The 20562-nt window shown below is 74.1% G+C and carries 18 protein-coding genes; 7 read left to right on the plus strand and 11 right to left on the minus strand.

Translation table 11 applies throughout. The features are described 5' to 3' along the window. Window positions 1-82: 82 nt before the first annotated feature. Both ACFP3R_RS01465 and ACFP3R_RS01470 read left to right on the plus strand, forming a co-directional pair. Entirely contained in the window at window positions 83-556 is a 474-nt protein-coding gene (locus ACFP3R_RS01465) for a hypothetical protein (protein WP_380631952.1), read from the plus strand. A 149-nt stretch (window positions 557-705) separates the two neighbouring features. Continuing rightward, window positions 706-1833 carry an endo-1,4-beta-xylanase gene (locus ACFP3R_RS01470; RefSeq protein ID WP_380631954.1) on the plus strand — a complete coding sequence of 376 codons (1128 nt, stop codon included), beginning with the start codon at window positions 706-708 and terminating at the stop codon, window positions 1831-1833. Window positions 1834-1932: 99 nt separating this feature from the next. On the opposite strand, the gene ACFP3R_RS01475 is transcribed toward ACFP3R_RS01470, so the two are convergent. After that, window positions 1933-2622 carry a glycoside hydrolase family 12 protein gene (locus tag ACFP3R_RS01475; RefSeq protein ID WP_380631955.1) on the minus strand — a complete coding sequence of 230 codons (690 nt, stop codon included), beginning with the start codon at window positions 2620-2622 and terminating at the stop codon, window positions 1933-1935. A 299-nt stretch (window positions 2623-2921) separates the two neighbouring features. Here ACFP3R_RS01475 and ACFP3R_RS01480 point away from each other — a divergent pair, with 299 nt between their 5' ends. Beyond that, window positions 2922-4250, plus strand: coding sequence for a cellulase family glycosylhydrolase (locus tag ACFP3R_RS01480; protein ID WP_380631957.1), 1329 nt, complete (start codon window positions 2922-2924; stop codon window positions 4248-4250). Between the two features lie 132 nt (window positions 4251-4382). Then, window positions 4383-5057, plus strand: a complete 675-nt coding sequence (locus tag ACFP3R_RS01485; RefSeq protein ID WP_380631959.1) for a GNAT family N-acetyltransferase — start codon at window positions 4383-4385, stop codon at window positions 5055-5057. Here ACFP3R_RS01485 and ACFP3R_RS01490 read toward each other — a convergent pair. The 6 genes from ACFP3R_RS01490 to ACFP3R_RS01515 are packed head-to-tail and all read right to left on the minus strand — an operon-like array spanning window position 5054 to window position 12618. After that, entirely contained in the window at window positions 5054-6004 is a 951-nt protein-coding gene (locus ACFP3R_RS01490) for a Gfo/Idh/MocA family protein (protein ID WP_380631961.1), read from the minus strand. The genes ACFP3R_RS01485 and ACFP3R_RS01490 overlap by 4 nt on opposite strands. Continuing rightward, on the minus strand, window positions 6001-8154 hold the full coding sequence (locus tag ACFP3R_RS01495; protein WP_380631962.1) for an alpha-galactosidase: 2154 nt from the start codon (window positions 8152-8154) through the stop codon (window positions 6001-6003). Before ACFP3R_RS01495 ends, ACFP3R_RS01490 begins: the two co-directional genes overlap by 4 nt. 42 nt (window positions 8155-8196) lie before the next feature. After that, window positions 8197-9381, minus strand: coding sequence for an ROK family transcriptional regulator (locus tag ACFP3R_RS01500; RefSeq protein ID WP_380631964.1), 1185 nt, complete (start codon window positions 9379-9381; stop codon window positions 8197-8199). 4 nt (window positions 9382-9385) lie between these two features. Next, complete coding sequence (locus ACFP3R_RS01505) at window positions 9386-10273, minus strand: carbohydrate ABC transporter permease (RefSeq protein ID WP_380631965.1); 888 nt, start codon at window positions 10271-10273, stop codon at window positions 9386-9388. Then, window positions 10270-11226 carry a carbohydrate ABC transporter permease gene (locus ACFP3R_RS01510; RefSeq protein WP_380631967.1) on the minus strand — a complete coding sequence of 319 codons (957 nt, stop codon included), beginning with the start codon at window positions 11224-11226 and terminating at the stop codon, window positions 10270-10272. The genes ACFP3R_RS01505 and ACFP3R_RS01510 overlap by 4 nt, the downstream gene beginning before the upstream one ends. Before the next feature lie 3 nt (window positions 11227-11229). After that, window positions 11230-12618 (minus strand): ABC transporter substrate-binding protein, encoded by a 1389-nt coding sequence (locus ACFP3R_RS01515; RefSeq protein WP_380631969.1) that lies wholly within the window; start codon window positions 12616-12618, stop codon window positions 11230-11232. A 185-nt stretch (window positions 12619-12803) separates the two neighbouring features. On the opposite strand from ACFP3R_RS01515, the gene ACFP3R_RS01520 reads away from it, so the two are divergent. Together ACFP3R_RS01520 and ACFP3R_RS01525 are read left to right on the plus strand one after the other, a co-directional pair. Further along, window positions 12804-14171, plus strand: a complete 1368-nt coding sequence (locus ACFP3R_RS01520; RefSeq protein WP_380631971.1) for an MGH1-like glycoside hydrolase domain-containing protein — start codon at window positions 12804-12806, stop codon at window positions 14169-14171. Next, on the plus strand, window positions 14165-15220 hold the full coding sequence (locus ACFP3R_RS01525; RefSeq protein WP_380631973.1) for a zinc-binding dehydrogenase: 1056 nt from the start codon (window positions 14165-14167) through the stop codon (window positions 15218-15220). The genes ACFP3R_RS01520 and ACFP3R_RS01525 overlap by 7 nt, the downstream gene beginning before the upstream one ends. A 55-nt stretch (window positions 15221-15275) precedes the next feature. Here ACFP3R_RS01525 and ACFP3R_RS01530 read toward each other — a convergent pair whose 3' ends face one another. After that, window positions 15276-16100 carry an adenine nucleotide alpha hydrolase family protein gene (locus ACFP3R_RS01530; RefSeq protein WP_380631975.1) on the minus strand — a complete coding sequence of 275 codons (825 nt, stop codon included), beginning with the start codon at window positions 16098-16100 and terminating at the stop codon, window positions 15276-15278. A gap of 220 nt (window positions 16101-16320) precedes the next feature. After that, window positions 16321-16920: a TetR/AcrR family transcriptional regulator gene (locus ACFP3R_RS01535; protein ID WP_380631977.1), complete on the minus strand. Its 600-nt coding sequence runs from the start codon at window positions 16918-16920 to the stop codon at window positions 16321-16323. A gap of 100 nt (window positions 16921-17020) precedes the next feature. Here ACFP3R_RS01535 and ACFP3R_RS01540 point away from each other — a divergent pair, with 100 nt between their 5' ends. Next, window positions 17021-18151, plus strand: a complete 1131-nt coding sequence (locus ACFP3R_RS01540) for an NADH:flavin oxidoreductase (protein ID WP_380631979.1) — start codon at window positions 17021-17023, stop codon at window positions 18149-18151. Between the two features lie 144 nt (window positions 18152-18295). Here ACFP3R_RS01540 and ACFP3R_RS01545 read toward each other — a convergent pair whose 3' ends face one another. Both ACFP3R_RS01545 and ACFP3R_RS01550 read right to left on the minus strand, forming a co-directional pair. After that, complete coding sequence (locus ACFP3R_RS01545; protein WP_380631981.1) at window positions 18296-19198, minus strand: hypothetical protein; 903 nt, start codon at window positions 19196-19198, stop codon at window positions 18296-18298. 359 nt (window positions 19199-19557) lie between these two features. Further along, the gene (locus ACFP3R_RS01550) at window positions 19558-20553 is read right to left on the minus strand and encodes a LacI family DNA-binding transcriptional regulator (protein WP_380631982.1); all 996 of its coding nucleotides are present in this window, start codon (window positions 20551-20553) and stop codon (window positions 19558-19560) included. Window positions 20554-20562 lie beyond the last annotated feature (9 nt).

Consider the following 20562-nt stretch of genomic DNA (forward strand, 5'->3'; position numbering starts at 1 on the left):
CCGGGTGCCGAGTTCAGGTCCCGTGCGGATCACCCGATGGGGGAACAGGCCGGTCGGCCCGCCCGACGCCAGGATCGACGCCGTGGGAGCCGCGGACCGGGTGCTGCTGATCGACGTGGACGGTGTCGTGGGACCGGACGCGCCGCGGCCGGAGCTGGTGCGCGCGCGGGTCGCGGCGGTGCTGCGCGCGGCCGGGCCGGTGCACCACGCGCTGGCCTGCTACACCGGTGCGGGCCCGGGGCCGGACCTGGTGGGCAGCGCGCTCACCGAGCTGGGCGTGCCGAGCCGGGCGGTGCCGCCCGGCCGCGGCGCGGTGGCTGCCGCCCTGCTCGCCCACGCCCGCCACGCGCACGGCCGGGGGTGCCGGGCCTTCGCGGTGGCCGCGGACCACCGCGCCGCGCCGAAGTGCTTCGACGTGGTCGACGGGCCCGGCCGCGGCGCCGTGGTCCGGGCGTCGCGCGCGGCGCTGGTCGCGGCGGTGGGCGTGGTGGTCGGGCGGGTTCTGGGTGAAGGGCTCTCGCGTTCGGCTCGAAAGCACCTGCGCAAGTCCTCTTGACGGCGGCCCGGTGCGGTGCGGGCCGCGACCTGCGCGGGACCGACCCTTGACGGTAATGCGCCCGTCATCTTAGGGTCCGGCAACTCGAAATATTTCAACCAGTACAACGAAAGTTTCGAAGTGACATCGCGAGGAAGCGAGAGACCCTGATGAAGTCGACCCACCTGGTCACCGCCGCAGTCGCCGCGGTGGCGCTGTCGGTGCCGTTGACGCTCGTGGCCTCGGCCGCGCCGGCAGCCGCCCACCAGCCGGGCCACGCCAAGAAGGACACCCTGCGCGAGGCGGCCCCCAAGGGCTTCTACATCGGCACCGCCGCGGCCGGCGGCGGTCACCACGAGGAGCAGCCCTACCCCGACCCGTTCACCTCGGACCAGCAGTACCGCAAGCTGCTGGCCGCGGAGTTCAGCTCGGTCTCGCCCGAGAACCAGATGAAGTGGGACTACCTCCGCCCCGACCGGGACACCTACAACTTCGGCATGGCGGACAAGATCGTCAAGTTCGCCCGGCAGAACGGGCAGGTCGTCCGCGGCCACACCCTGCTGTGGCACAGCCAGAACCCGGCCTGGCTGGAGCAGGGCGGCTTCACCAAGGAGGAGCTGCGCGAGATCCTGCGCGAGCACATCCTCACCGTGGTCGGCCGCTACCAGGGCCGCATCCAGCAGTGGGACGTGGCCAACGAGATCTTCAACGAGGCCGGCCAGCTGCGCGGCGAGAACATCTGGATCAGGGAGCTGGGTCCGGGCATCGTCGCGGACGCGTTCCGCTGGGCCCACCAGGCCGACCCCAGGGCGAAGCTGTTCTTCAACGACTACGGCGTGGAGAGCGTCAACGCCAAGAGCAACGCCTACCTGGCGCTCATCAAGGAGCTGCGCGCCCAGCGGGTGCCCGTGCACGGGTTCTCCGCCCAGGCGCACCTGAGCACGCGGTACGGCTTCCCGGGTGACCTCCAGGTCAACCTCCAGCGCTTCGACGACCTCCGGCTGGAGACCGCGATCACCGAGCTGGACGTGCGGATGGACCTGCCGGAGAGCGGCACGCCCACCGAGGCCCAGCTGGCGCAGCAGGCGGACTACTACCAGCGCACGCTCGACGCCTGCCTGAAGGTGGACGACTGCAACTCCTTCACCATCTGGGGCTTCACCGACAGGTACTCGTGGGTCCCGGTGTTCTTCGAGGGGGAGGGCTCGGCCACGGTCATGACCGAGGACTTCGGTCGCAAGCCGGCCTACCACGCCCTGCGCACGACCCTGGAGAAGGCGGGCAAGAAGCGCCGCTGACGTGGTGAACGACCGTCCTGTGTGGACGGTTTGGGGGAGGGTCGGCCGATCGGGCCGGCCCTCCCCCCGCGTTCCCGGCCCCCTCCGGGGCCGCGACCGTCAGGTGGTGATGGAGAAGCTGTTGGACCTGAAGTCCATCCCGCCCGCGGACGAGGTGATCTCGAAGCCGAACTGCACGTCCCCGATCGTCACGTCCCCGTACCACCCGCGGGTGCCGATCCAGCGCAGCACCGCCAGCACGTCGACCGTGCCGGAGTTGGTGTTGCTCGTGCGCACGAAGGAGAACACCTGGTTCGACCCGTTCGAGCCGCGGTGCACGTCCCAGGTGTGGCCGCCCACCGAGACGGTGGTCTCGCGCGCCCCGATGGGGCCCACCGCGCCCTGCTTGTTGACCCAGATCATGACCTCGTAGGCGTGGTTGTCGGCCCAGATGTCGTACGCGGTCGCGTAGGCGCCGCTGCCGGGGCGGGTGACGTCGAACGAACTGGACAGCCTGCTCAACCCGCTGAGCTTGCGGCCGACGTTCCTGGCCGAGTGCGGGTAGGACTTCACGCCACCGGTGTTCGGGTGGTTCGCCCACACGCCCCAGTTGCCGTAGGAGTTGGCCCAGATCGTCTGCGGGCCGGTGCCGCTGCCCCAGACGTTGTTGCGGACCGTGTACCCACCGTTGGACCAGGTGCCCCACTTGTCGGTGGAGGACCAGGTCGCGGCCTGCGCCGAACCCGCGTTCCCCACCAGGAGCCCGACCAGCGCGACCACCACCGCGGCCCACCGCGTCCTGTTCACCATCGACACTCTTCCCCGGGCTTCGTCGCCCGTTCTCCGGCGCGCTGCGGCGAAAGCGCGGAAGTGCGGTTCCCGACGACGGTGGAACGAACTGTGGCAGCCGCCGGGGTGGTGGTCAACGGTGGCGTCCGGATTCGACGGCGTTCGAACCGGGCGTTCGAAGCTTTTCACCCGGACGTGCGTGTCGAAGCGTTCGACGGGTTGTCGAACGCGCGTTCACCGAGCAGGCTCGTCAACGATCGCCCGGGTCCTGATCGGACCGGAAGCGTTGTTGGACAACGGTGTTCGACTGGAGGAAGGTCATGAGACGAACGCTCGCGGCGATCGGTGTCGCGCTGCTCTCCGCCGCCGGGTTCGTGGCGGTGTCCCTGCCGCAGGCCGGCGCGGCGGTGGGCCTGCACGTCAGCGGGACCAGGATCGTCGAGGCCAACGGGCAGCCCTTCGTGATGCGCGGCGTCAACCACCCGCACGTCTGGTTCACCGGCCGGACGAGCGCGTTCGCCGACGTCAAGGCGTTGGGCGCGAACACCGTGCGGGTGGTGCTGGGCTCGGGCCAGCGGTGGGGCCCGTCCACCGACACGGCCGCCGTGATCGACCTGTGCAAGCGGAACCGGCTCATCTGCGTGCTGGAGGTGCACGACACCACCGGTTACGGCGAGGAGGCCGCGGCCGCGTCGCTGGACCAGGCGGTCGACTACTGGATCAGCCAGAAGAGCGCCCTGGTCGGCCAGGAGAACCACGTCGTGGTCAACATCGGCAACGAGCCGATCGGCAACGTCGACGCCGCCCAGTGGACGGACGCGACCGCCGCCGCGATCCGGAAGATGCGCGCCAACGGGTTCCAGCACCTGCTGATGGTCGACGGGCCGAACTGGGGCCAGGACTGGCAGTACGTGATGCGGGACAACGCGCAGGAGGTCCTCGACGCCGACAGCGCGCGCAACACCGTGCTGTCGATCCACATGTACTCGGTGTTCAACACCGCCGCGAGCATCGTCGACTACCTCGACCGGTTCCGGGCCAACGGGTGGCCGCTGGTCATCGGGGAGTTCGGCTGGCGGTTCGCCGCGAACGAGGTGGACCACGAGACGATCCTGGGCGAGGCGGAGAAGCGGGGCCTGGGTTACCTGGCCTGGTCGTGGAGCGGCAACACCGACCCGGTCCTGGACATGGCCACCGAGTTCGACCCGACCCGGCTCACCACCTGGGGCCAGCGCGTCTTCAACGGCGCCAACGGGATCAGGGCCACGTCCCGGGAAGCCGCCATCTACGGTCGTGGCACGACCACCACCACGACGACCACGACCACCACCACGCCGCCCGGCGGCGGGGCCGGCTGCACCGCCACCTACCGGGTCGTGAACCAGTGGCCGGGCGGGTTCCAGGGCGAGGTCAGGGTCACCGCGGGCGCCTCGGCGATCAGGGGGTGGACGGTCCGCTGGACCTTCGCGGACGGCCAGGCCATCACCAACGCCTGGAACGCCTCGGTGACCAGCAGCGGTTCGGCGGTGACCGCGCGCAACGCGGGCCACAACGGCGCGCTCGCCGCCGGCGCCACCACGGCGTTCGGGTTCACCGGCACGTCGCGCACCACGAACACCGGCCCCACCGCGTCCTGCGTCGCGAGCTGAGCCGGGCCCACCGGGGCCGCTCGACGCGTCGAGCGGCCCCGGTGAACGGGTCGGCGCAGGTGGTGGCGCCACCCGCGTTCCACGCCTCGGCGAGCGCCGACGCGTCACCGTGATCCGGTAGGGTCCGGGCCGATGATCCCGCAGACTCGCCCCCCGGACCTGCCGGCCCGCGTCGACCTGACGTCGTCGGGTTCGCCGAGCTGGTCGGGGCGGAAGGTGCGGTTACGCGAGATCCACCCCGGTGACCGGCGCACGCTGATGGGGTTCGACCGGGACTGCGCCGACCGCCGGGCGCCGGAGGCCGGCGGTTACCGGCACTGGGGGGCCCACCGGACCCGCACCCCCGACCCCGGCGGGGACCTCCAGTTCGCCATCGAGGCGCTGCGCAGCGGGGTGCTGGTCGGGTCGGTGTCCACGGTCCGGTCCGACGCCACCTCCGACCGGTTCAGCTACGGCATCGGGATCGGCCCCCGGCACCGGCGGTGCGGCTACGCGGCCGACGCCGTGACAGTCCTGCTGGCGCTCATGTTCGGGCGCGGTTACCGGACCTGCGAGGTCGGCATCTACGGCAGCAACTTCGCCTCCCTGATCCTGCACGCCGGTCTCGGCTTCCGGGAGGAGAAGCGCTTCCTCGACCCGAACCTGTCGCAGGGCGAGTTCAGGTACCTGGTGCTCATGACCATGACCGCGCGCGAGTTCGCGGTGCTCCACCCGGACCGCGCGGAACCGCCCGACGCCGCTGCCCGCCGCGGCCGCCACCAGCGCAACCGGCGCGGACGGCACTGGCCGTCCCCGGAGAACACCTAGACCGGGTCGGGCTCCTCCCCGCCGGGCGCCCCGAAGTCCCGCACCCGGCAGCACAGCTCCTGCGTGCGCACCGCGTCCGCGTAGTCGCACACCACCAGCCCCGGCTCGCCCCGCCGCACCGCGGCGAGGAACCGCTCGTCGGCGATCACCAGCGGGTCGCGGCCGATCGGGACCTCGTGCACCCCGGAGGCGTCCTCCCGGCGCAGCACGCGGTTGGTCAGGGTGAGCCTGCGGCCCTCGCAGCAGAACTCGATGCCCGCGTCCACCGTGGCGTGCAGGACGGGGGTCGCGGTGAACGTGCCCACCGCCCCCGAGGCGAACCGGAGCGTCGCCGCGCTCACCGTGGCCACGTCCAGGTCCGGGTGGACGGGCAGGGCCGAGTGCCGGGAGACGGCGTGGAGCACCTCGGCCTCCCCGAGCAGGAACCGGGCCAGGTCGACCAGGTGAGTGGCCTGCTCGACCACCTGCCCCCCGCCGCGGGCCGCGACCCGCCACCACGGCGCGGGCGGCACGGAGCCGTGCCAGGCGGCGCGCACGAGGTGCGGTGGCGTCTCGGCGAGCATCCGGCGCAGCTCGGGGACCACCTCCGCGGCGCGCCAGTAGTAGCCCGCGCAGGCGGTGGTGCCGCGCTCGGCCAGCGCGGCGGCGATCCGGCGCGGGGTGGCCAGGTCGACGCCCACGGGCTTCTCGACGTAGAACGGGACGCCGCGCCCGATGAGCGCGAACTCGATGTCGCCGTGGGCGTCGGGCGGCACGCAGACCCAGGCCGCGTCCACCTCCTCGGCGGCCAGCAGCCCGGCCGTGGTGGCGTAGGGCCGACCGCCCCACCGCGCGGCCCGCTCGGGCGCGGCGCGGCCCACGTGACCGACGATCTCGACCCCCAGGCCGGTCAGCGCCTCCGCGTGCCGCCCGGCGATGTAGCCGGTGCCGACCAGCGCCGCCCTCACCCGGCCACCTCCGCGGCCCGCCACAGCTCGACCCGGCTGCGCCAGTCGCCGGTGTGCCGGGGCGGCGGCGGTGGCGGGAACGCGGCGGGCACGCCGGCGGCCATCAGGGCGGCCCCGGTGCTGACGAGCCCGTCGGCGTGCCGCCGGTAGCGGCGGTCGGCGTCCAGCCCGCGCAGCCGGACGCGGCGCGCGCCCTCGCCCGCGACCCCGCGCACCTGGTACAGGAACAGCACGGTCTCGCGGCGGTCGCGGGAGACGTACTGCACGGCGCAGGGCCCGGTGTCCGACGGCGGCACCAGCCAGTGCTGGTCGCCGTCCTGGAGGGTGGGCCGCAGCCGCTTGTACTCGGCGATCAGCTCCCGCGCCCGCGCCCGCTCGTCCTCGTCCCACCCCAGCACGTCGCCGGAGATGCCCAGCACGCCCTGCATGGCGACGTGGAAGCGGAACTCCAGCGGGGTGGTGCGACCGGTGGTCGCCTCCGGCGCGTCGGTCACCCAGCCGACCATCGCCCGGGGCGCGTAGGCGCGGGTGAACCCGTACTGCACCCGCAGCCGGTCGGCCGGGTCGGTGTTGTCGCTGACCTGCGCGAGGTCCGCCAGCCCCAGGATGCCCAGGTCCACCCGGCCGCCGCCGCCCGCGCAGGTCTCGATCATCAGGTCGGGGAACTCGGCCCGCAACCGCCCGATGACCTCGTACACGCCCCGGACGTGGCGCACCCACACCTCGCGCCGCCGGTGCTCCGGCGCCTGCGGCCACCCCACCTCGGTGTAGGGGCGGTTGTGGTCCCACTTGACGAAGTCGATCGGCTGCTCGGCCAGCAGCCGGCGGACCCGGGCGAACACGTCCTCCCGCACGTCCTCGCGCGCGAAGTTGAGCACCAGCTGGTGGCGCGACGGCGTGGGCTCGCGGTCGGGCAGGTGCAGCACCCGGTCGGGGTGGGCGCGGAACAGGTCGCTGTCCGGGTTGACCATCTCGGGTTCCAGCCAGATCCCGAACCCCATGCCCAGCCGGTGCACCTCGGCCACGAGCGGGGCCAGGCCGTCGGGGAACTTCGCCGGGTCCACCACCCAGTCGCCCAGTCCCGCGCGGTCGTCGTCGCGGCCGGTGAACCAGCCGTCGTCCACCACGAACAGCTCGACGCCGAGTTCGGCGGCCCGCCGCGCGAGCGCCACCTGGTGGTCGAAGCGGACGTCGAAGGAGGTCGAGAGCCAGGTGTTGTAGTGCACCGGGGGCGGCGTGCCGCGGTGCCGGGCGGGCAGGACGTGGTCGCGCTGGTGGCGGTGCAGGAGCCGGGCGGCCCCGTCCAGCCCCTCGTCGGTGTAGCCGCACACCAGGGGCGGGGTGCGGTAGTCCTCGCCGGGGTCGAGGTGCCAGGTGGAGTCGAACGGGTGCGGGCCCGCGACCACGTGCAGCGCGTCGTTGCGCTCGGTCTCCAGCACGATCGACCAGTTGCCGCTCCACGCCAGCGCGCCGAACCAGACCGGTCCCTCCTCGCCGACCCGCGCGAGCGCGAACCAGGGGTTGGCCTCGTGGCTGGTGAAGCCCCGCCGGCTCTCCAGCACGACCTTGCCCGGCGGCAGCCCGCGCCGGGTCAGCCGGTACTCGTCGCCCCACCGGCCGTGCAGCGTCCACGACTCGTAGCGCGCCGGGGGCAGGCCGAGCACCGCGCTGGCGAGGCGTTCGACGCGCAGCGGGCGGGTGCCCCGGTTGACCACCCGCGCGTCCCGCACGACGATGCCGTGGTCGGCCCGCACCGCGAACCGGTGCTCCACCACCAGGCCCGTCGCGGCGTCCTCGAAGGCGAGCACCAGGACGTCGTCCTCCACGCGGTCGTCGCGCCAGGTCAGGCGCGACACCGCCGAGCCGTCCGCGCGGGCGACGACCAGGCCCGGTTCCTTGTACGCGGGGTCGCCGTAGGCGGTGTGGGCCAGCGGGACGCCGTCGAGGAAGTGTGCCTGCGACGGCCGGTTCCACGGCACGTGCGGCAGGTAGGAGTTCCCGCCCAGGCCCCCGCCGTCACCGCCCCAGTGGTCGAGCAGCAGCGCCCGGCCGTCCGCGACGGACAGCAGCATCGCGCTGTGGGCGGTGCGCAGCAGCCACGCCGGTCGTCCGGCGCACGTGGTGCGCGTGATCGCGGGATCGGCGGGCACGGCCCTCCTTCGGGTTGGCGGCGGGGGAGCACGGGGAGCAGGTCACGGGTCCGGCGCCAGCCGGGCGTCCACCGCCTCGGCCGAGAAGACCTGGTCGACCACCAGGTGCCGGGCGCCGTGCACGCCGGCCCGGTCGCCGAGCCGGCTCTCCACCACGGCCAGGCTGCTGGCCAGCGCGGGCACGGTCCGCTCGTGCAGGCCCTCGCGGACGCCGACGAGGAGGTGCTCGCGGGTCAGCGCGAGGTCGCCGCCGATCACCACCACGGTCGGGTTCAGCAGGGCCACCGCGGTCGCCAGCACCTCGCCCAGCAGCCGCCCGGCGTCGCGGACGAGCGAGATCGCGTCCGGGTCGCCCTCGCCCACCAGGCGGACCACGTCGCGGCTGCTCGCGGCCGGGATGCCGCGCTCGGTGAGCCGGCGGGCCAGCGCCGCGCCGCTCGCGTGCGCGGCCAGGCACCCGGTCGCGCCGCAGCGGCACCGCGCGTCGTCGACCGGCCGGGCGAGGCGGACGTGGCCGATGTCGCCGCCCTGGCCGGTCGCGCCCCGCTCGGGCCGCCCGCCCAGCACCACGCCCGCGCCGATGCCGGTGCCGACCTTCACGAACAGCAGGCCGTCCACGTCGGGGTAGCGCTCCCGGACCTCGCCCAGGCCCAGCAGGTTCGCGTCGTTGTCCACGAACGCCGGGCAGCCCAGGGCGTCGGCGAGGGTCCTGGCCACGGGCACGTCGTGCCAGCCGGGCAGGATCGGCGGCCGCACGGGTCGTCCGGTGCGGAAGTCGACCGGGGCGGGCAGGCCGACGCCGACCCCGACGACCTCCGACCGGTCCCGGCCCGCCTCCCGGAGCAGGTCGCGGAACCGGCGGACCACGGTCTTGAGCACGACGTCCGGGTCCTGCGCCGCGTCCAGGTCCTCGGCGCGCTCGGCCAGCGCGCGCCCACCCGCGTCGGTCAACGCGAAGCGCGCGTGCGTCGCGCCCAGGTCGGCGGCCAGGACGAGCTTGTCGGTCTCGTCGAACGACAGCACCTCGGTGGGCCTGCCCGCGCCGCCGCGCCGCTGCTCGACGACCCGCAGGTAGCCCGCGGAGACGAGCCGGTCGACCCGCAGCGCCACCGTCGAGCGGGACAGCCCGGTCAGGTCCCGCAGCTCCCGCCGGGTCCGGACCCGCCCGGACCGGATGAGCACCAGGATCTCGCCGGGCGACGTGGTGAACCCGCTGCGCGCCGTCACCGGGTCAGCCCTTCTCCGCGCCGCTGGTCAGGCCCTGCGAGAGCAGCCGCTCGGTGAGGAGGAACAGCAGCACGACGGGCAGCGTGATGACCACCGACCCGGCCATGAGCACGGTGGTGGGCACCTCGACGCTGCCCGACAGCTGCGCCAGCCCGAGCGAGACGGTCCACCGGTCCCGCCGCTCGACGAGGAACAGCAGCGCGAACAGGAACTCGTTCCACGCGATCACGAACACGAAGATCCCGGTCGCGACCAGCGAGGGCACGGCCAGCGGCAGGCTGATCCGCCGGATCACGCCGACCCGGCTCAGCCCGTCGACCAGGCCGGCCTCCTCGACGCCCTCCGGGATCGTCGCGAAGTGGTTCTTCAGCATGTAGAGGGCCACCGGCACCGTCTGCGCGATGTAGACCAGCACCAGGCCGACCAGCGAGCCGCGCAGTTGCACCTGGGTGAGCAGGGCGAACAGCGGGATCGCCAGCACGATGCCGGGGAACAGGTACACGAGCAGGAACAGCGCGCTGACCTGCCGCCTGCCGAAGAACTCCAGCCTGCTCACCGCGTACGCGCCGGGAACGGCGATCCCCAGCGCCACCACCACCGACGCGCCCGCCACCGCGGCGCTGTTGCCCAGCAGCTCCAGGAACCCCTGGCCGCCCTCGACCACCGGGCGCAGCACGTCGGCGTAGGTGGCCAGGGTCAGCGCGCCCGGGTCGGGCAGCAGCGAGTCGGGCCGCAGCAGCAGGTCCTCGATGGGCCGCAGCGAGAGCAGGACCATGTAGTAGAACGGCAGCAGGGTGGCGACCAGGAAGAACACGATGACCACCGGCCGCAGGACGGCGAGCACGGCCCGTTCCACGCGGTCGCGCGTCCACGGCGGTGCGGCGCGGTTCACGGCCTGTCCCCTTCCCGACGGCGCAGCAGCCGCAGGTACGCGCCGAGCAGCACGGCCAGCACGACGGCGAGCAGCACGGACTGCGCGGCCGCGGCGCCCACGTTGCGCTGCACGGTGAGCAGCTCGTAGACCCGCACGCTGACCACCCGGGTGCCCGCCGCCCCGCCGGTCAGCAGGAAGACGTCGTCGAACTCGTTGAACGTCCAGATGGCGCGCAGCACCATGAGCACCGCGATGACGGGCATCAGCCGCGGCAGCACGACGTGCCGGAACCGCTGGGTCGGCGTCGCGCCGTCGACGGTCGCGGCCTCCTCCAGGTCGGGCGGCAGGGCCGACAGCCGGGCCAGCAGGAACAGGAACGCGAACGGGAAGTAGCGCCAGCCCTCGAACGCGATGACGGTCAGCAGCGCGGTCGGCACCGGCACGTCCAGGCCGAGCACGTCCACCCGGTCGGTCGTCCGGGACAGGAACGCGATGGGGTCGTCCCACCCGAACAGCCGCCTGCCCAGGCTGTTGACCACGCCGAACTCCGGGTTCAGCAGGACCCGCCAGACGAACGCGACCGCGACGACCGGCGCGACGTAGGGGATGAGCATCGCCGCGCGCACGAACGACCGGCCGGGGAACGGCCGGCGCACCGCCAGCGCCGCGACCAGGCCCAGCGCGATGGTCAGGACCGTCGACCCCACCGTGTAGGCGACCGTGGTGCGCAGGCTCTCCCACAGCACGTCCGAGCCGAGCACGCGCTCGAAGTTGTCGAGCGTCAGGCCCTGGAACACGTCCGCGCGCCCGACGTCGATCAGCCGGACCCGCTGGAACGCCAGCAGCAGCGACCAGGCCAGCGGCACCAGCACCACCGCGACGACGATCACCAGCGACGGGGTCAGCAGCAGCACCCCGGTGCGCGCGTCGCGCTGCTTGAGCGTGCGGGGTGGCCCGGTCGGCGCGCGCACCGCCTACCCGCCGATCTCGTCGGCGATGTCGAGGGCCTGCTCCTGGGCCGAGCGCGCCGCGTCCGCCGCGTCCCCGGAGCCGTTGACCAGCTCGGCCAGCGCCCTGGGCACGACGAGCTGGCCGGCGACCGCGCCCGCGAGCTCGCCCCGGCCCTCGGCGAAGCCCCACCGGCGGAAGCTGTGCGGGCTCTCCTCCACGACCCGCAGCGTCTCCGCGTCGTAGAACCGGGACAGCGGGGCCCTGGTGTCGACGCCGACGTCCAGCCCGCGCCACGCCTCGACGTACGCCCGCGGCTCCCGCGCGGTGCCCGCGCGCACCGGCACCCTGCCCTCGGGCGCGATGGCGAGCCAGTCCCGGTAGCCCTCACCCATCAGGTACTCGACCAGCCGCTTCGCGTCCTCCGTCGCGGCGTCCTTGAGCAGCGCGAACGACGCGGTCTCGCCGAAGGTGGTCGGCTCGTCGCCGTCCGGTCCGGTGAGCCCGGCGACGACACCGGTGTTCCTGGCCAGGAACGCGGGGTCGTCCCGGCACGGGGGGCACGTCGGCAGCGCGTCGTCCCGCAGCCCCGCGAGCTCGTCGAGCAGGTAGGAGGACCAGACGACCATGGCCGACCGGCCCGCGAAGTAGGTGGCCCGGGTGGTGTCGACGTCCTGGTCGCCGGAGGCGGAGTGCTCGGTGACGAGGTCGGCGTAGAACCGGAACGCCGCCACGCACGCCGGGCTGTCCAGCGCCACCCGCCCGTCGTCGGCGACCAGCTCGCAGCCGTTGGCGAGGGCGAGGTGCTCGAACGTCTGGTGGGTGAACACGTCGGCCGGGGTCGTGCTCGCGGTGATGCCCGTGACCTCGCCCCGGTCGAGCCGTCCGGCGGCGGCGCGGATCGCGTCGAACGACGTGGGCGGCGCCAGCCCGGCCTCGGCGAAGAGGTCCTTGCGGTAGAACAGCAGCTGGGCCCAGCCGTCGCTGGGCACGACGAGCTGGGTGTCCCCCTGGCGGGTCAGCTCCAGCGCCTGCGGCGCGAACGTGCCGGCGCCCAGCGCGTCCACGACCTGCGCCGCGGCATCGGTGTCCAGCAGGTCGTCGGTGCGCAGCCGGCTCATGATCGGCAGCGAGATCGAGCCGATCACGTCGGGCAGGTCGCCGGCCGCGGCGGCGGAGGTGAGCACGGCCGTGAGCTGGTTCTCCGCGACCGCGACCAGCCTGGTCGGGACGCCGGTCCGCTCGGTGAACCGCGCCAGCAGGCGTTCCTGGGCCTGGACGCGGTCGGCGGTGTCCTCGATGGTCCAGAACAGCAGCGCACCGTCGTCCCCGTCGCCGGGACCACCGCCGCAGGCCGCCAGGAGCAGGGCGGCGGACACCGCGGCGGTGAGCACGCGGACTCCCCGTCGGGTCATGGTCGCTCCCTTCCGGTGGTGCGGTGGCCGCCACCCAACACCCGGGGTTCGTCCCGTGACAACCGCCGTCCCGGCCACGGCTTCGGGCCCGAGTTCGGTGCCGCACCGGCGTTTCCGCTCCGCGGGCGTCCGGGATCGGGTTGCCGCATTGCGCGTTGTGACCGACGGCGGGATTAATGGCCGACATGCCGCCACGGGGAACCGCCCGCACCGGACCGGGCTCGCCCGGCGGTGTGGACGTCGCCGGCCTCCGGGCGCGGGCCGCCGCGACGCTGCTGCGCAACCGGCGCGGCTCGACCACCGTGCCGACCGGCGCGCTCTACCCGCACCAGTGGAGCTGGGACTCGGCGTTCATCGCCGTCGGGCTGGCCCACGTCGACCCCGGTCGGGCGTTCGCGGAGCTGGCCGCGCTGCACGAGGCGCAGTGGCGGGACGGGCGGGTGCCGCAGATCGTGTTCAACCCCGCCGTGCCCGAGGACGCGTACTTCCCCGGACCGGCCTCCTGGCGACCGCTGCCGCCGCACGGCCCGGCGCCGGGGGTGTCCACGACGGGCCTGGTCCAGCCGCCGGTGCACGCCGCCGCCGTGCTCGCCGTCGCCGAACGGCACCCCGGCGCGGCGACCGACGCCGCCCTCCGGCACCTCTACCCCCGGCTCGCGCGCTCCCACGACTACCTGTTCGAGCGGCGTCGGGTGGCGTCCGGCCTGGTGGCCGTGGTGCACCCGTGGGAGACGGGGCTGGACAACAGCCCGGCGTGGGACGAACCGCTGCGCGCCGCCGGCGCCGGACCGGTCGAGGCCGTCCCCGGCCTGCGCCGCGACCTGAGGCACGCCGAGGCCGGGCACCGCCCCACCGACCAGGACTACGCCCGCTACCTGGCCGTCGTCGCCGCGTACCGCGACCGCGGCTACGCCGACGACGACCTGACCGACCTGCCGTTCTGCGTGGTCGACCCGCTGTTCTGCGCGGTGCTGGCCTGGTCGGAGCACGCGCTCGCCGGCCTCGCCCGCCGCGTCGGCGCCGATCCCGGTCGGCACGTCGAGCGGGCGGGGGAGCTGGCGCACCAGGTGCACGCCCGGCTGTTCGACCCCGCGCTGGGGTGCTACGCGGCGCTGGACGCGCGCACCGGCCGGACCGTGCCCCGGCGCACGGTCGCCGGGCTGGTGCCGCTGCTGCTGCCCGACCTGCCCGCCGGGCGCCGGTCGGCGCTGCTCGCGACGCTGACCGGACCGGCGTTCGGGCTCGGGTCGCCGGGCGTGCGCGGCGTGCCCAGCTACGACCTGACCGCGCCCGACGCCGACCCGCGCCGGTACTGGCGCGGCCCCACCTGGATGAACACGAACTGGCTGCTGTGGACCGCGCTGCGCGACCACGGCGAGGCCGACCTCGCGCGGCGCCTGGCGGCCGACGCGGTGGACCTGGTGGCCGGCGCGGGGTTCCGCGAGTACTTCCACCCGCTGACCGGTGAGGGTCTCGGGGCCGACGACTTCAGCTGGACGGCGGCGCTGCTGCTCGACGTCCTCGCGCACGGACCGGAGGAGCCCCGGTGGTGACGGTGGTGCGGCTGGACGGCCCCGGGTCGGTCTCCCTGGGCGAGGAGCCCGACCCGCCGCTGGGCGCGACCGGCGTCCGCCTCCGCACGCTGTACTCGGGGATCTCGGCGGGCACCGAGATGAGCCAGTACCGCGGCACGAACGCCCACCTCACCAAGACCTGGGACGCCGACCGGCGCCTGTTCGCGCCGGGCGCGCCGGCCACCGCCTACCCGACCGTGGTGGGCTACGAGGAGATCGGCGAGGTCGTCGAGGTCGGCCCCGCGGTGACCTCCGTCCGGCCCGGCCGGCTGGTCTGGGGCGTGTGGGGCCACCGCTCGGGGACCGTGGTGGAGGAGGCGTACGCGGCGGACCGGCTGCTCGACCCGCGGGCGGACCCGCTCCTCGGCATCTTCAGCCACATCGGCTCCGTCGCGCTCAACGCGGTGCTGGACGCCGACATCCACGTGGGGGAGACCGTCGTCGTGTTCGGCCTCGGCGTGGTGGGCCAGCTCGTCGCCCAGCTGGCCCGGCGCAACGGCGCGCGGGTGGTCGGCGTGGACGCCGTGCCGCAGCGCCTGGACCTGGCCGCGCGGCTCGGCGCGGAGGAGGTGCTGGACGTCCGCGGCGGTGAGGTGGCCGAGCGGGTCCGCGACCTGACCGGGGGTCGCGGCGCGGACGTGGCCCTGGACGTCAGCGGCAACCCCCGGGCCCTGCACGAGGCCGTCCGCACGGTCGCCCGGAACGCCCGCGTCGTCGCCGGCGGCTTCTACCAGGGCGAGGGGCTCGGTCTGCTGCTCGGCGAGGAGTTCCACCACAACCGGGTGACCCTGGTGTGCTCCCAGATCTCCGGCGTGGCGCCCGCCCTGGTCCACCGCTGGGACCGCAAGCGCCTGGCCGACACGGTGCTGGACCTGGCGGTGGCCGGGCACCTCCGGCTGCGCCCGCTGGTCTCGCACGTCCTGCCGGTGGCGGACGCGGCGGCGGCGTACGAGCTGGTCGACTCCCGACCGGACCTGGTGATGCAGGTGGTGCTCGCGTTCGGCCCGGACCGGTTCCCGCCGGGCTGAGCCCCGGTGGGGCTACCGGTCGGACCGGTCCCCACCGGCCTGAGCCCCGGTGGGGCTACCGGCCCACCTCGGCGGGTGTCGTTGCCCGGACCGCGGCCCGGGGGCCGACCAGGGCGACCGGGCCGGCGCACCGGTCGAGCAGGCGGCGGCTGGTGGACGCCTCGGTGGTCGGGGTGCAGCCGACGACGAGCAGCGAGGCCGACCCGGCGTGGCGGGTGAGCCCGGTGACCGGCTGGGACCTGGCCACCCTGGTGTCCACCGGCACGTCGGGGTACCGCTGGGCGCACCGGTCGACCAGGTCCGCTGCGGCGCGCGCGGTCGGCGTGGGCAGCGGTCCGGCATCGAGCGCCTCGCGCGTGCAGCAGACCGCGCGCACCCCGGTGTTCAGGACCCTGGCCAGCGCGAACCCGGCCAGGAGGGTGGCCTCGGACAGGCCGTCGCCGTTGGCGCCGACCAGGACGGGCAGGTCGTCGCGCAGCCCCGCGCCGGGCGGGACGACGACCACCGGGCACCACGCCGAGGCGGCCACGACGAGCGCGAGCGCCCTGTCCGCCGCGGTCCGCGAGTTCACGACGACCACGTCCGCGGTGCGGGACTCGGCCACCAGGGCGCGTGTGGTGGACGCGCGGACGTGCTCCCGCGAGCCCGTCGGCAGCAGGTCCGCCGGCTCGTGCGCCGCGTCGTCGGGTCGCAGAACGGCGAGGCCGTGGCCGCGGCGCTTCGCGTAGGCCGAGGCCCACAGCGCGGCGTCGAGGTCGTCGAGTTCGCACGACATGCCCAGGACGACGCGGGCGGGGGCGGTGGCGGTGGCGGCGAGGTGGTCCCCGGCCCCCGGCAGAACCGGTCCGTGCGGCGTTCGCTCGTCGCTGGTCAGTGACATCCTGATCGCCTCCGGTGGTGACGGGTGCGCAAGACCACCCGCGCGCGAGTGATCGTGCGGCGCACACGCGAAGCGATGCCCGCACGGATTCTTACATCGGCGGACGTCGCTGTCAGTTATCCGCAGGGGCCAAGATCACTCGTTCGGCCTAGAAGTTCAGGGTGAATTCGTGTTTAAGGCGTCTCGACACGCGTGGTCGGGCGGTCGCCGGCCGTGTCCCTCACGTCGTCGGCAGGGGTGTGCCGTGCGCTGCCGAGAGGCCGTCGAGGGCGATGCGCAGCTGCCGCCGCCACACCCACGCGCCGTGGTCGGCCACCAGTTGCGCGGTGTGGCTCAACGTGGCCAGCAGCAGCGCCAGGTCGGTCGTCGTCGCGTCGGCGCGCAGCACCCCCGCGTCCTGGGCGCGGGTGCGCAGGTCGTCGAGCACGGGGTGCAGCAGGCGCGCGCAGTCCAGGGGCGGGCCGCTCCAGTTGTGGCCGTACGCCTCCACGACGGCCCGGTGGCAGGCTTGGGTGGCGAGGGCGTGCTCGTAGAACCCCTCCAGCGCGGCCTTCGGGTCGTCGGTGGTGTCGGCCGCCTCGCGCGCGGCGCCCGCCCACGCGGTGAACTCGCGGTCGAGGACCTCTTCGAGGAGGTCCTCCTTCGTGGGGAAGTGCCGGTAGAGCGTGCCCATGCCGACGCCGCTGCGCTGGGCGATCTCCCGGACGTCCACGGCGCTGCCCTGCTCGGCGAGCACCTCGGCGGCGGCCTCGATGATCGCGGCGCGGTTGCGCTCGGCGTCGGCGCGGAGCGGTCGCCGGGGCGGCGGGTCGGTGGCCACGACCCCAGCATAGTCGCTTTTCGGACGTAACGGAGCGCGCGCTCCGCTTGTGCTAGCCTCAAGAGGAGCAAACGCTCCGCTTCGACCACCGAGGATGGCCATGACCACGCCCGCGCGCACCGCCGTCGACACCGCGCCGCTGTTCCGCCCCTTCACCGCCGGTTCGCTCGACCTGCCGAACCGCGTCGTGATGGCTCCCATGACCAGGCAGTTCTCCCCGGGTGGGGTACCGGGCGAGAACGTCGCCGACTACTACGGCCGGCGCGCCGCCGGCGGTGTGGGCCTGATCGTCACCGAGGGCACCTACGTCGGGCACCCCAGCGCCGGCGAGAGCGCCGACGTCCCGCGCTTCCACGGCGAGGACGCGTTGGCGGGCTGGGCGCGCGTCGTCGAGCGCGTGCACGCCGAGGGCGGCCGGATCGTGCCGCAGCTGTGGCACGTCGGCGCGTCCCGCAAGCCGGGTTCGCCGCCCGTGCCGGAGGCGCCCGTGCTGACGCCGTCGGGCCTGGACCTGGAGGGCGCCCCGATCGGCGAAGCCGGCCCGGTGCCGACGACCACCGACCTGGAGTCCGTCGTGACGGCCTTCGCCGAGGCCGCCGCCAACGCGAGGCGACTGGGCTTCGACGGCGTGGAACTGCACGGCGCCCACGGCTACCTGCTCGACAACTTCCTGTGGGAGGTCACCAACCGCCGCACCGACGGCTACGGCGGCAGCGCGCTCGCCCGGACCCGGTTGGTGGCGGAGGTCGTGGCCGCGGTGCGCGCCGCGACGTCGCCGGACTTCCCGGTGGTCCTGCGCCTGTCCCAGTGGAAGCCCGGCGCCTACGACGCCAAGCTGGCGCACACGTCGCAGGAGCTGGAGACGATCCTGACGCCCCTGGTGGAAGCGGGCACGGACATCTTCCACGGCTCGACGCGCCGCTACTGGCAGCCCGAGTTCGAGGGCTCGGACCTGAACTTCGCGGGCTGGATCAAGAAGATCACCGGCCGCCCCACGATCTCCGTGGGCTCGGTCGGCCTGGACGGCGAGTTCCTGGCCACCTTCGCGGGGCAGAACCCCTCGGCCACCGGTATCGACCAACTCCTGGAGCGGCTGGCCTCGGACGAGTTCGACCTGATCGCGGTGGGCCGGGCGCTGCTGGCTGATCCCGAGTGGGCTCGCAAGGTGGAGAAGGGCGATGTGGCGGGTGTCGCCCCGTTCACGCGCGACGCGCTGACGTCCTTGCTCTGATCTCGTGCTTCCGGCCGGGCCGTCTGTCGCCGCGAGGTGGTGGGCGGCCCGGCCGCGTGTGCCGGCTCCTCGCGGTGAGGACCGCGTGGCCCTGGTCCGGATGTCGAGCCCCGCCGGCGTACGGGGCCCGCCACCTCGTGCGGATCAGTCCCAGGGGTTGGCCGGCTGGTTGTTGATCGCCACCCAGAACCGGACGTTGCCCGCGGCCCACCAGCTCCAGCCGCCGTTGCCGTCGTGGTGCTCGCCCATCCGGTAGCCCGCGCCGAACTGCGAGGCGCACACGGCGTCCGCGGCCGCGCGGGAGGTCAGCGCGGTGCCCCGCACGGGGGTCGACAGCTTGACCTCACCGGCGGCCCAGCCGTTGTAGAAGTCGAAGGGGATGCCGCTCGGCGCGGCCCGACCGTCCTTGCGCAGGCACAGCACCGGCAGCCGGTCGGTGACCGGGGTGTCTCCGGCGTAGCTGTCGGTTTTGACGTCGTTGCCGAACCTGACCAGGTCCCGGCTCCAGTCCTTGGTGATCATCGACCACGTCATGGCCCTGCCGGTACCGGTGTTCCAGGGGTTGGCGGCCTGGTCGTCGATCGCGACCCACGTGCGGAGCAGGTCGCCCTTGGCCCACCAGCCCCAGCCGCCGTTGCCGTCGTGGTGCTCGCCCATCCGGTAGCCCACGCCGAACTGCGAGGCGCAGAACCCGTCGGCGGCGGCGCGGCTGTAGAGCGCGTAGCCCGACACGGCGGGGGTCAGCTTCGCCTCGCCGCCGCTCCAGCCGTTGTAGAAGTCGGGCACGACGCCGGGCGGGAGCGCCAGGCCGGACGGCTTCAGGCACAGCACCGGGAGCGGCACGTCGCAGGAGGTGTCGCCCTGGTAGCCGTTGGTGGTGACGTCGTTGCCGACCAGCACCGTGTCCGCGTTCCAGTGGTTGTCCCGGACCGTCCACGTCATGCCGACGCAGTCGTCGGCGGTGTTCGCGCCGCCGATCGCCTGGGTGGTGCCGGAAACGACCAGCGCCAGCACGCACGCCAGGATCGCCTGCCATCTTCGTCGCATTGAAAGCGCCCCTCATCTTCGTCCCGGAGGTGGTTCACCGACAAGCCGGAACCTAGGGACAGCCGCGCGCGGACCGCAACGAGTGGAATTCGGTCGACCCGGCCGGCCGGCTGACCGGGTATTTCCACCCCGAGGCGATTGACGTGCAAAAGGTCTACCGGTCGCGGCTGGGGGCACGAGTGCGGATTGGGCTTCTCCGTCGCGGTGACGCCGGCCGGCACAACGATTCCACGTGACCTCCGGGACCGTTGGGACGCAGTAGCGAATTCGTCACGCCCCTGGTGCGCGATACGGGGTTCCGCAATATTCCACACAGCCCGGGGAATCGACGGTCGGACCGTTCCGGCGCGACGCGCGCGTCAGCCCCCGGTGCTCTCCCTGACCTCCAGCCGGAACGGCGTCCGCACCTGCTCGGGCGGCAGGTCGGCGGTCTCCACCCGCCGGAGCAGCAGGTCGACGGCGGCTCCGGCGATGGCGGCCTTGTCGGGGGCGACGGTGGTCAGCGAGGGGCGGCTGTAGCTGCCCTCCTCGTCGTTGTCGAACCCGACCACGGCCACGTCCTCGGGCACGCGCAGGCCGTGTTCGGCCACCGTGCGCAGGGCGCCGACGGCGAGCAGGTCGTTGAAGCAGAACACCGCGTCGGGCGGTTCGGGCAGCGCCAGCAGCGCCGCCATGGCCGACGCGCCGTCACGGCGGTGGTAGTTCAGGGCGGTCGCCACGAGGTCGTCGCGCGGCGGCAACCCGGCCGCGGCCAGCGCCGACCGGTAGCCCTCCAGGCGCTGCGCGGCCGTGCCGCGGTGCGGGTGCGCGCCGATCGCCGCGATCCGCGTGCGCCCGAGCGTCAGCAGGTGCCGCACCGCCTCCCGGGCCGCGCGCACGTTGTCGATGCCCACCCGGTCGATGGGCAGGTCCACGCTGTGCTCGCCGAGCACCACCACCGGGATGCCGGGGGCCAGCTCGGCGAAGTCGCCCTCCATCAGCGCCTCCGGGCTCACGATCGCGCCGTCGATCAGGTGCGTGCCCAGCGAGGCCAGGGTGGCGCGCTCGCCCTCGCGGGTGCCGAGGGTCTGCTCGATGAGCACGTTCCACTCGTGGGCCTGGGCCGCCCGGAGCACCAGCCCGGCCAGCTCGCCGAAGTACGGGATGCCCAGTTCCGGCAGGACCAGCCCCAGGAACCCGGTGCGCCCGCGACGCAGGTTCCGCGCCCCGAGGTTGGGTCGGTACCCGGTGGCGAGCAGGGCCTCCTCGACCCGCCGGCGGTTGTCGTCCCGGACGAACGCGTAGCCGTTGACCACGTTGGACACCGTCTTCACCGACACGCCCGCGAGCGCGGCGACGTCCTTCAGCGTGGCCAACCACTACCT

Origin of the sequence: Saccharothrix lopnurensis (genome assembly GCF_042658445.1) — a bacterium.
GTDB lineage: Bacteria > Actinomycetota > Actinomycetes > Mycobacteriales > Pseudonocardiaceae > Actinosynnema > Actinosynnema lopnurensis.

Excerpts from the sequence above, each read along its gene's own strand:
- ACFP3R_RS01540 (WP_380631979.1), top strand. The coding sequence starts at position 17,021 with ATGACCACGCCCGCGCGCACCGCCGTCGACACCGCGCCGCTGTTCCGC.
- ACFP3R_RS01480 (WP_380631957.1), top strand. The coding sequence starts at position 2,922 with ATGAGACGAACGCTCGCGGCGATCGGTGTCGCGCTGCTCTCCGCCGCC.
- ACFP3R_RS01470 (WP_380631954.1), top strand. The coding sequence starts at position 706 with ATGAAGTCGACCCACCTGGTCACCGCCGCAGTCGCCGCGGTGGCGCTG.
- ACFP3R_RS01475 (WP_380631955.1), bottom strand. The coding sequence starts at position 2,622 with ATGGTGAACAGGACGCGGTGGGCCGCGGTGGTGGTCGCGCTGGTCGGG.
- ACFP3R_RS01515 (WP_380631969.1), bottom strand. The coding sequence starts at position 12,618 with ATGACCCGACGGGGAGTCCGCGTGCTCACCGCCGCGGTGTCCGCCGCC.
- ACFP3R_RS01530 (WP_380631975.1), bottom strand. The coding sequence starts at position 16,100 with ATGTCACTGACCAGCGACGAGCGAACGCCGCACGGACCGGTTCTGCCG.
- ACFP3R_RS01485 (WP_380631959.1), top strand. The coding sequence starts at position 4,383 with ATGATCCCGCAGACTCGCCCCCCGGACCTGCCGGCCCGCGTCGACCTG.
- ACFP3R_RS01545 (WP_380631981.1), bottom strand. The coding sequence starts at position 19,198 with ATGCGACGAAGATGGCAGGCGATCCTGGCGTGCGTGCTGGCGCTGGTC.
- ACFP3R_RS01520 (WP_380631971.1), top strand. The coding sequence starts at position 12,804 with ATGCCGCCACGGGGAACCGCCCGCACCGGACCGGGCTCGCCCGGCGGT.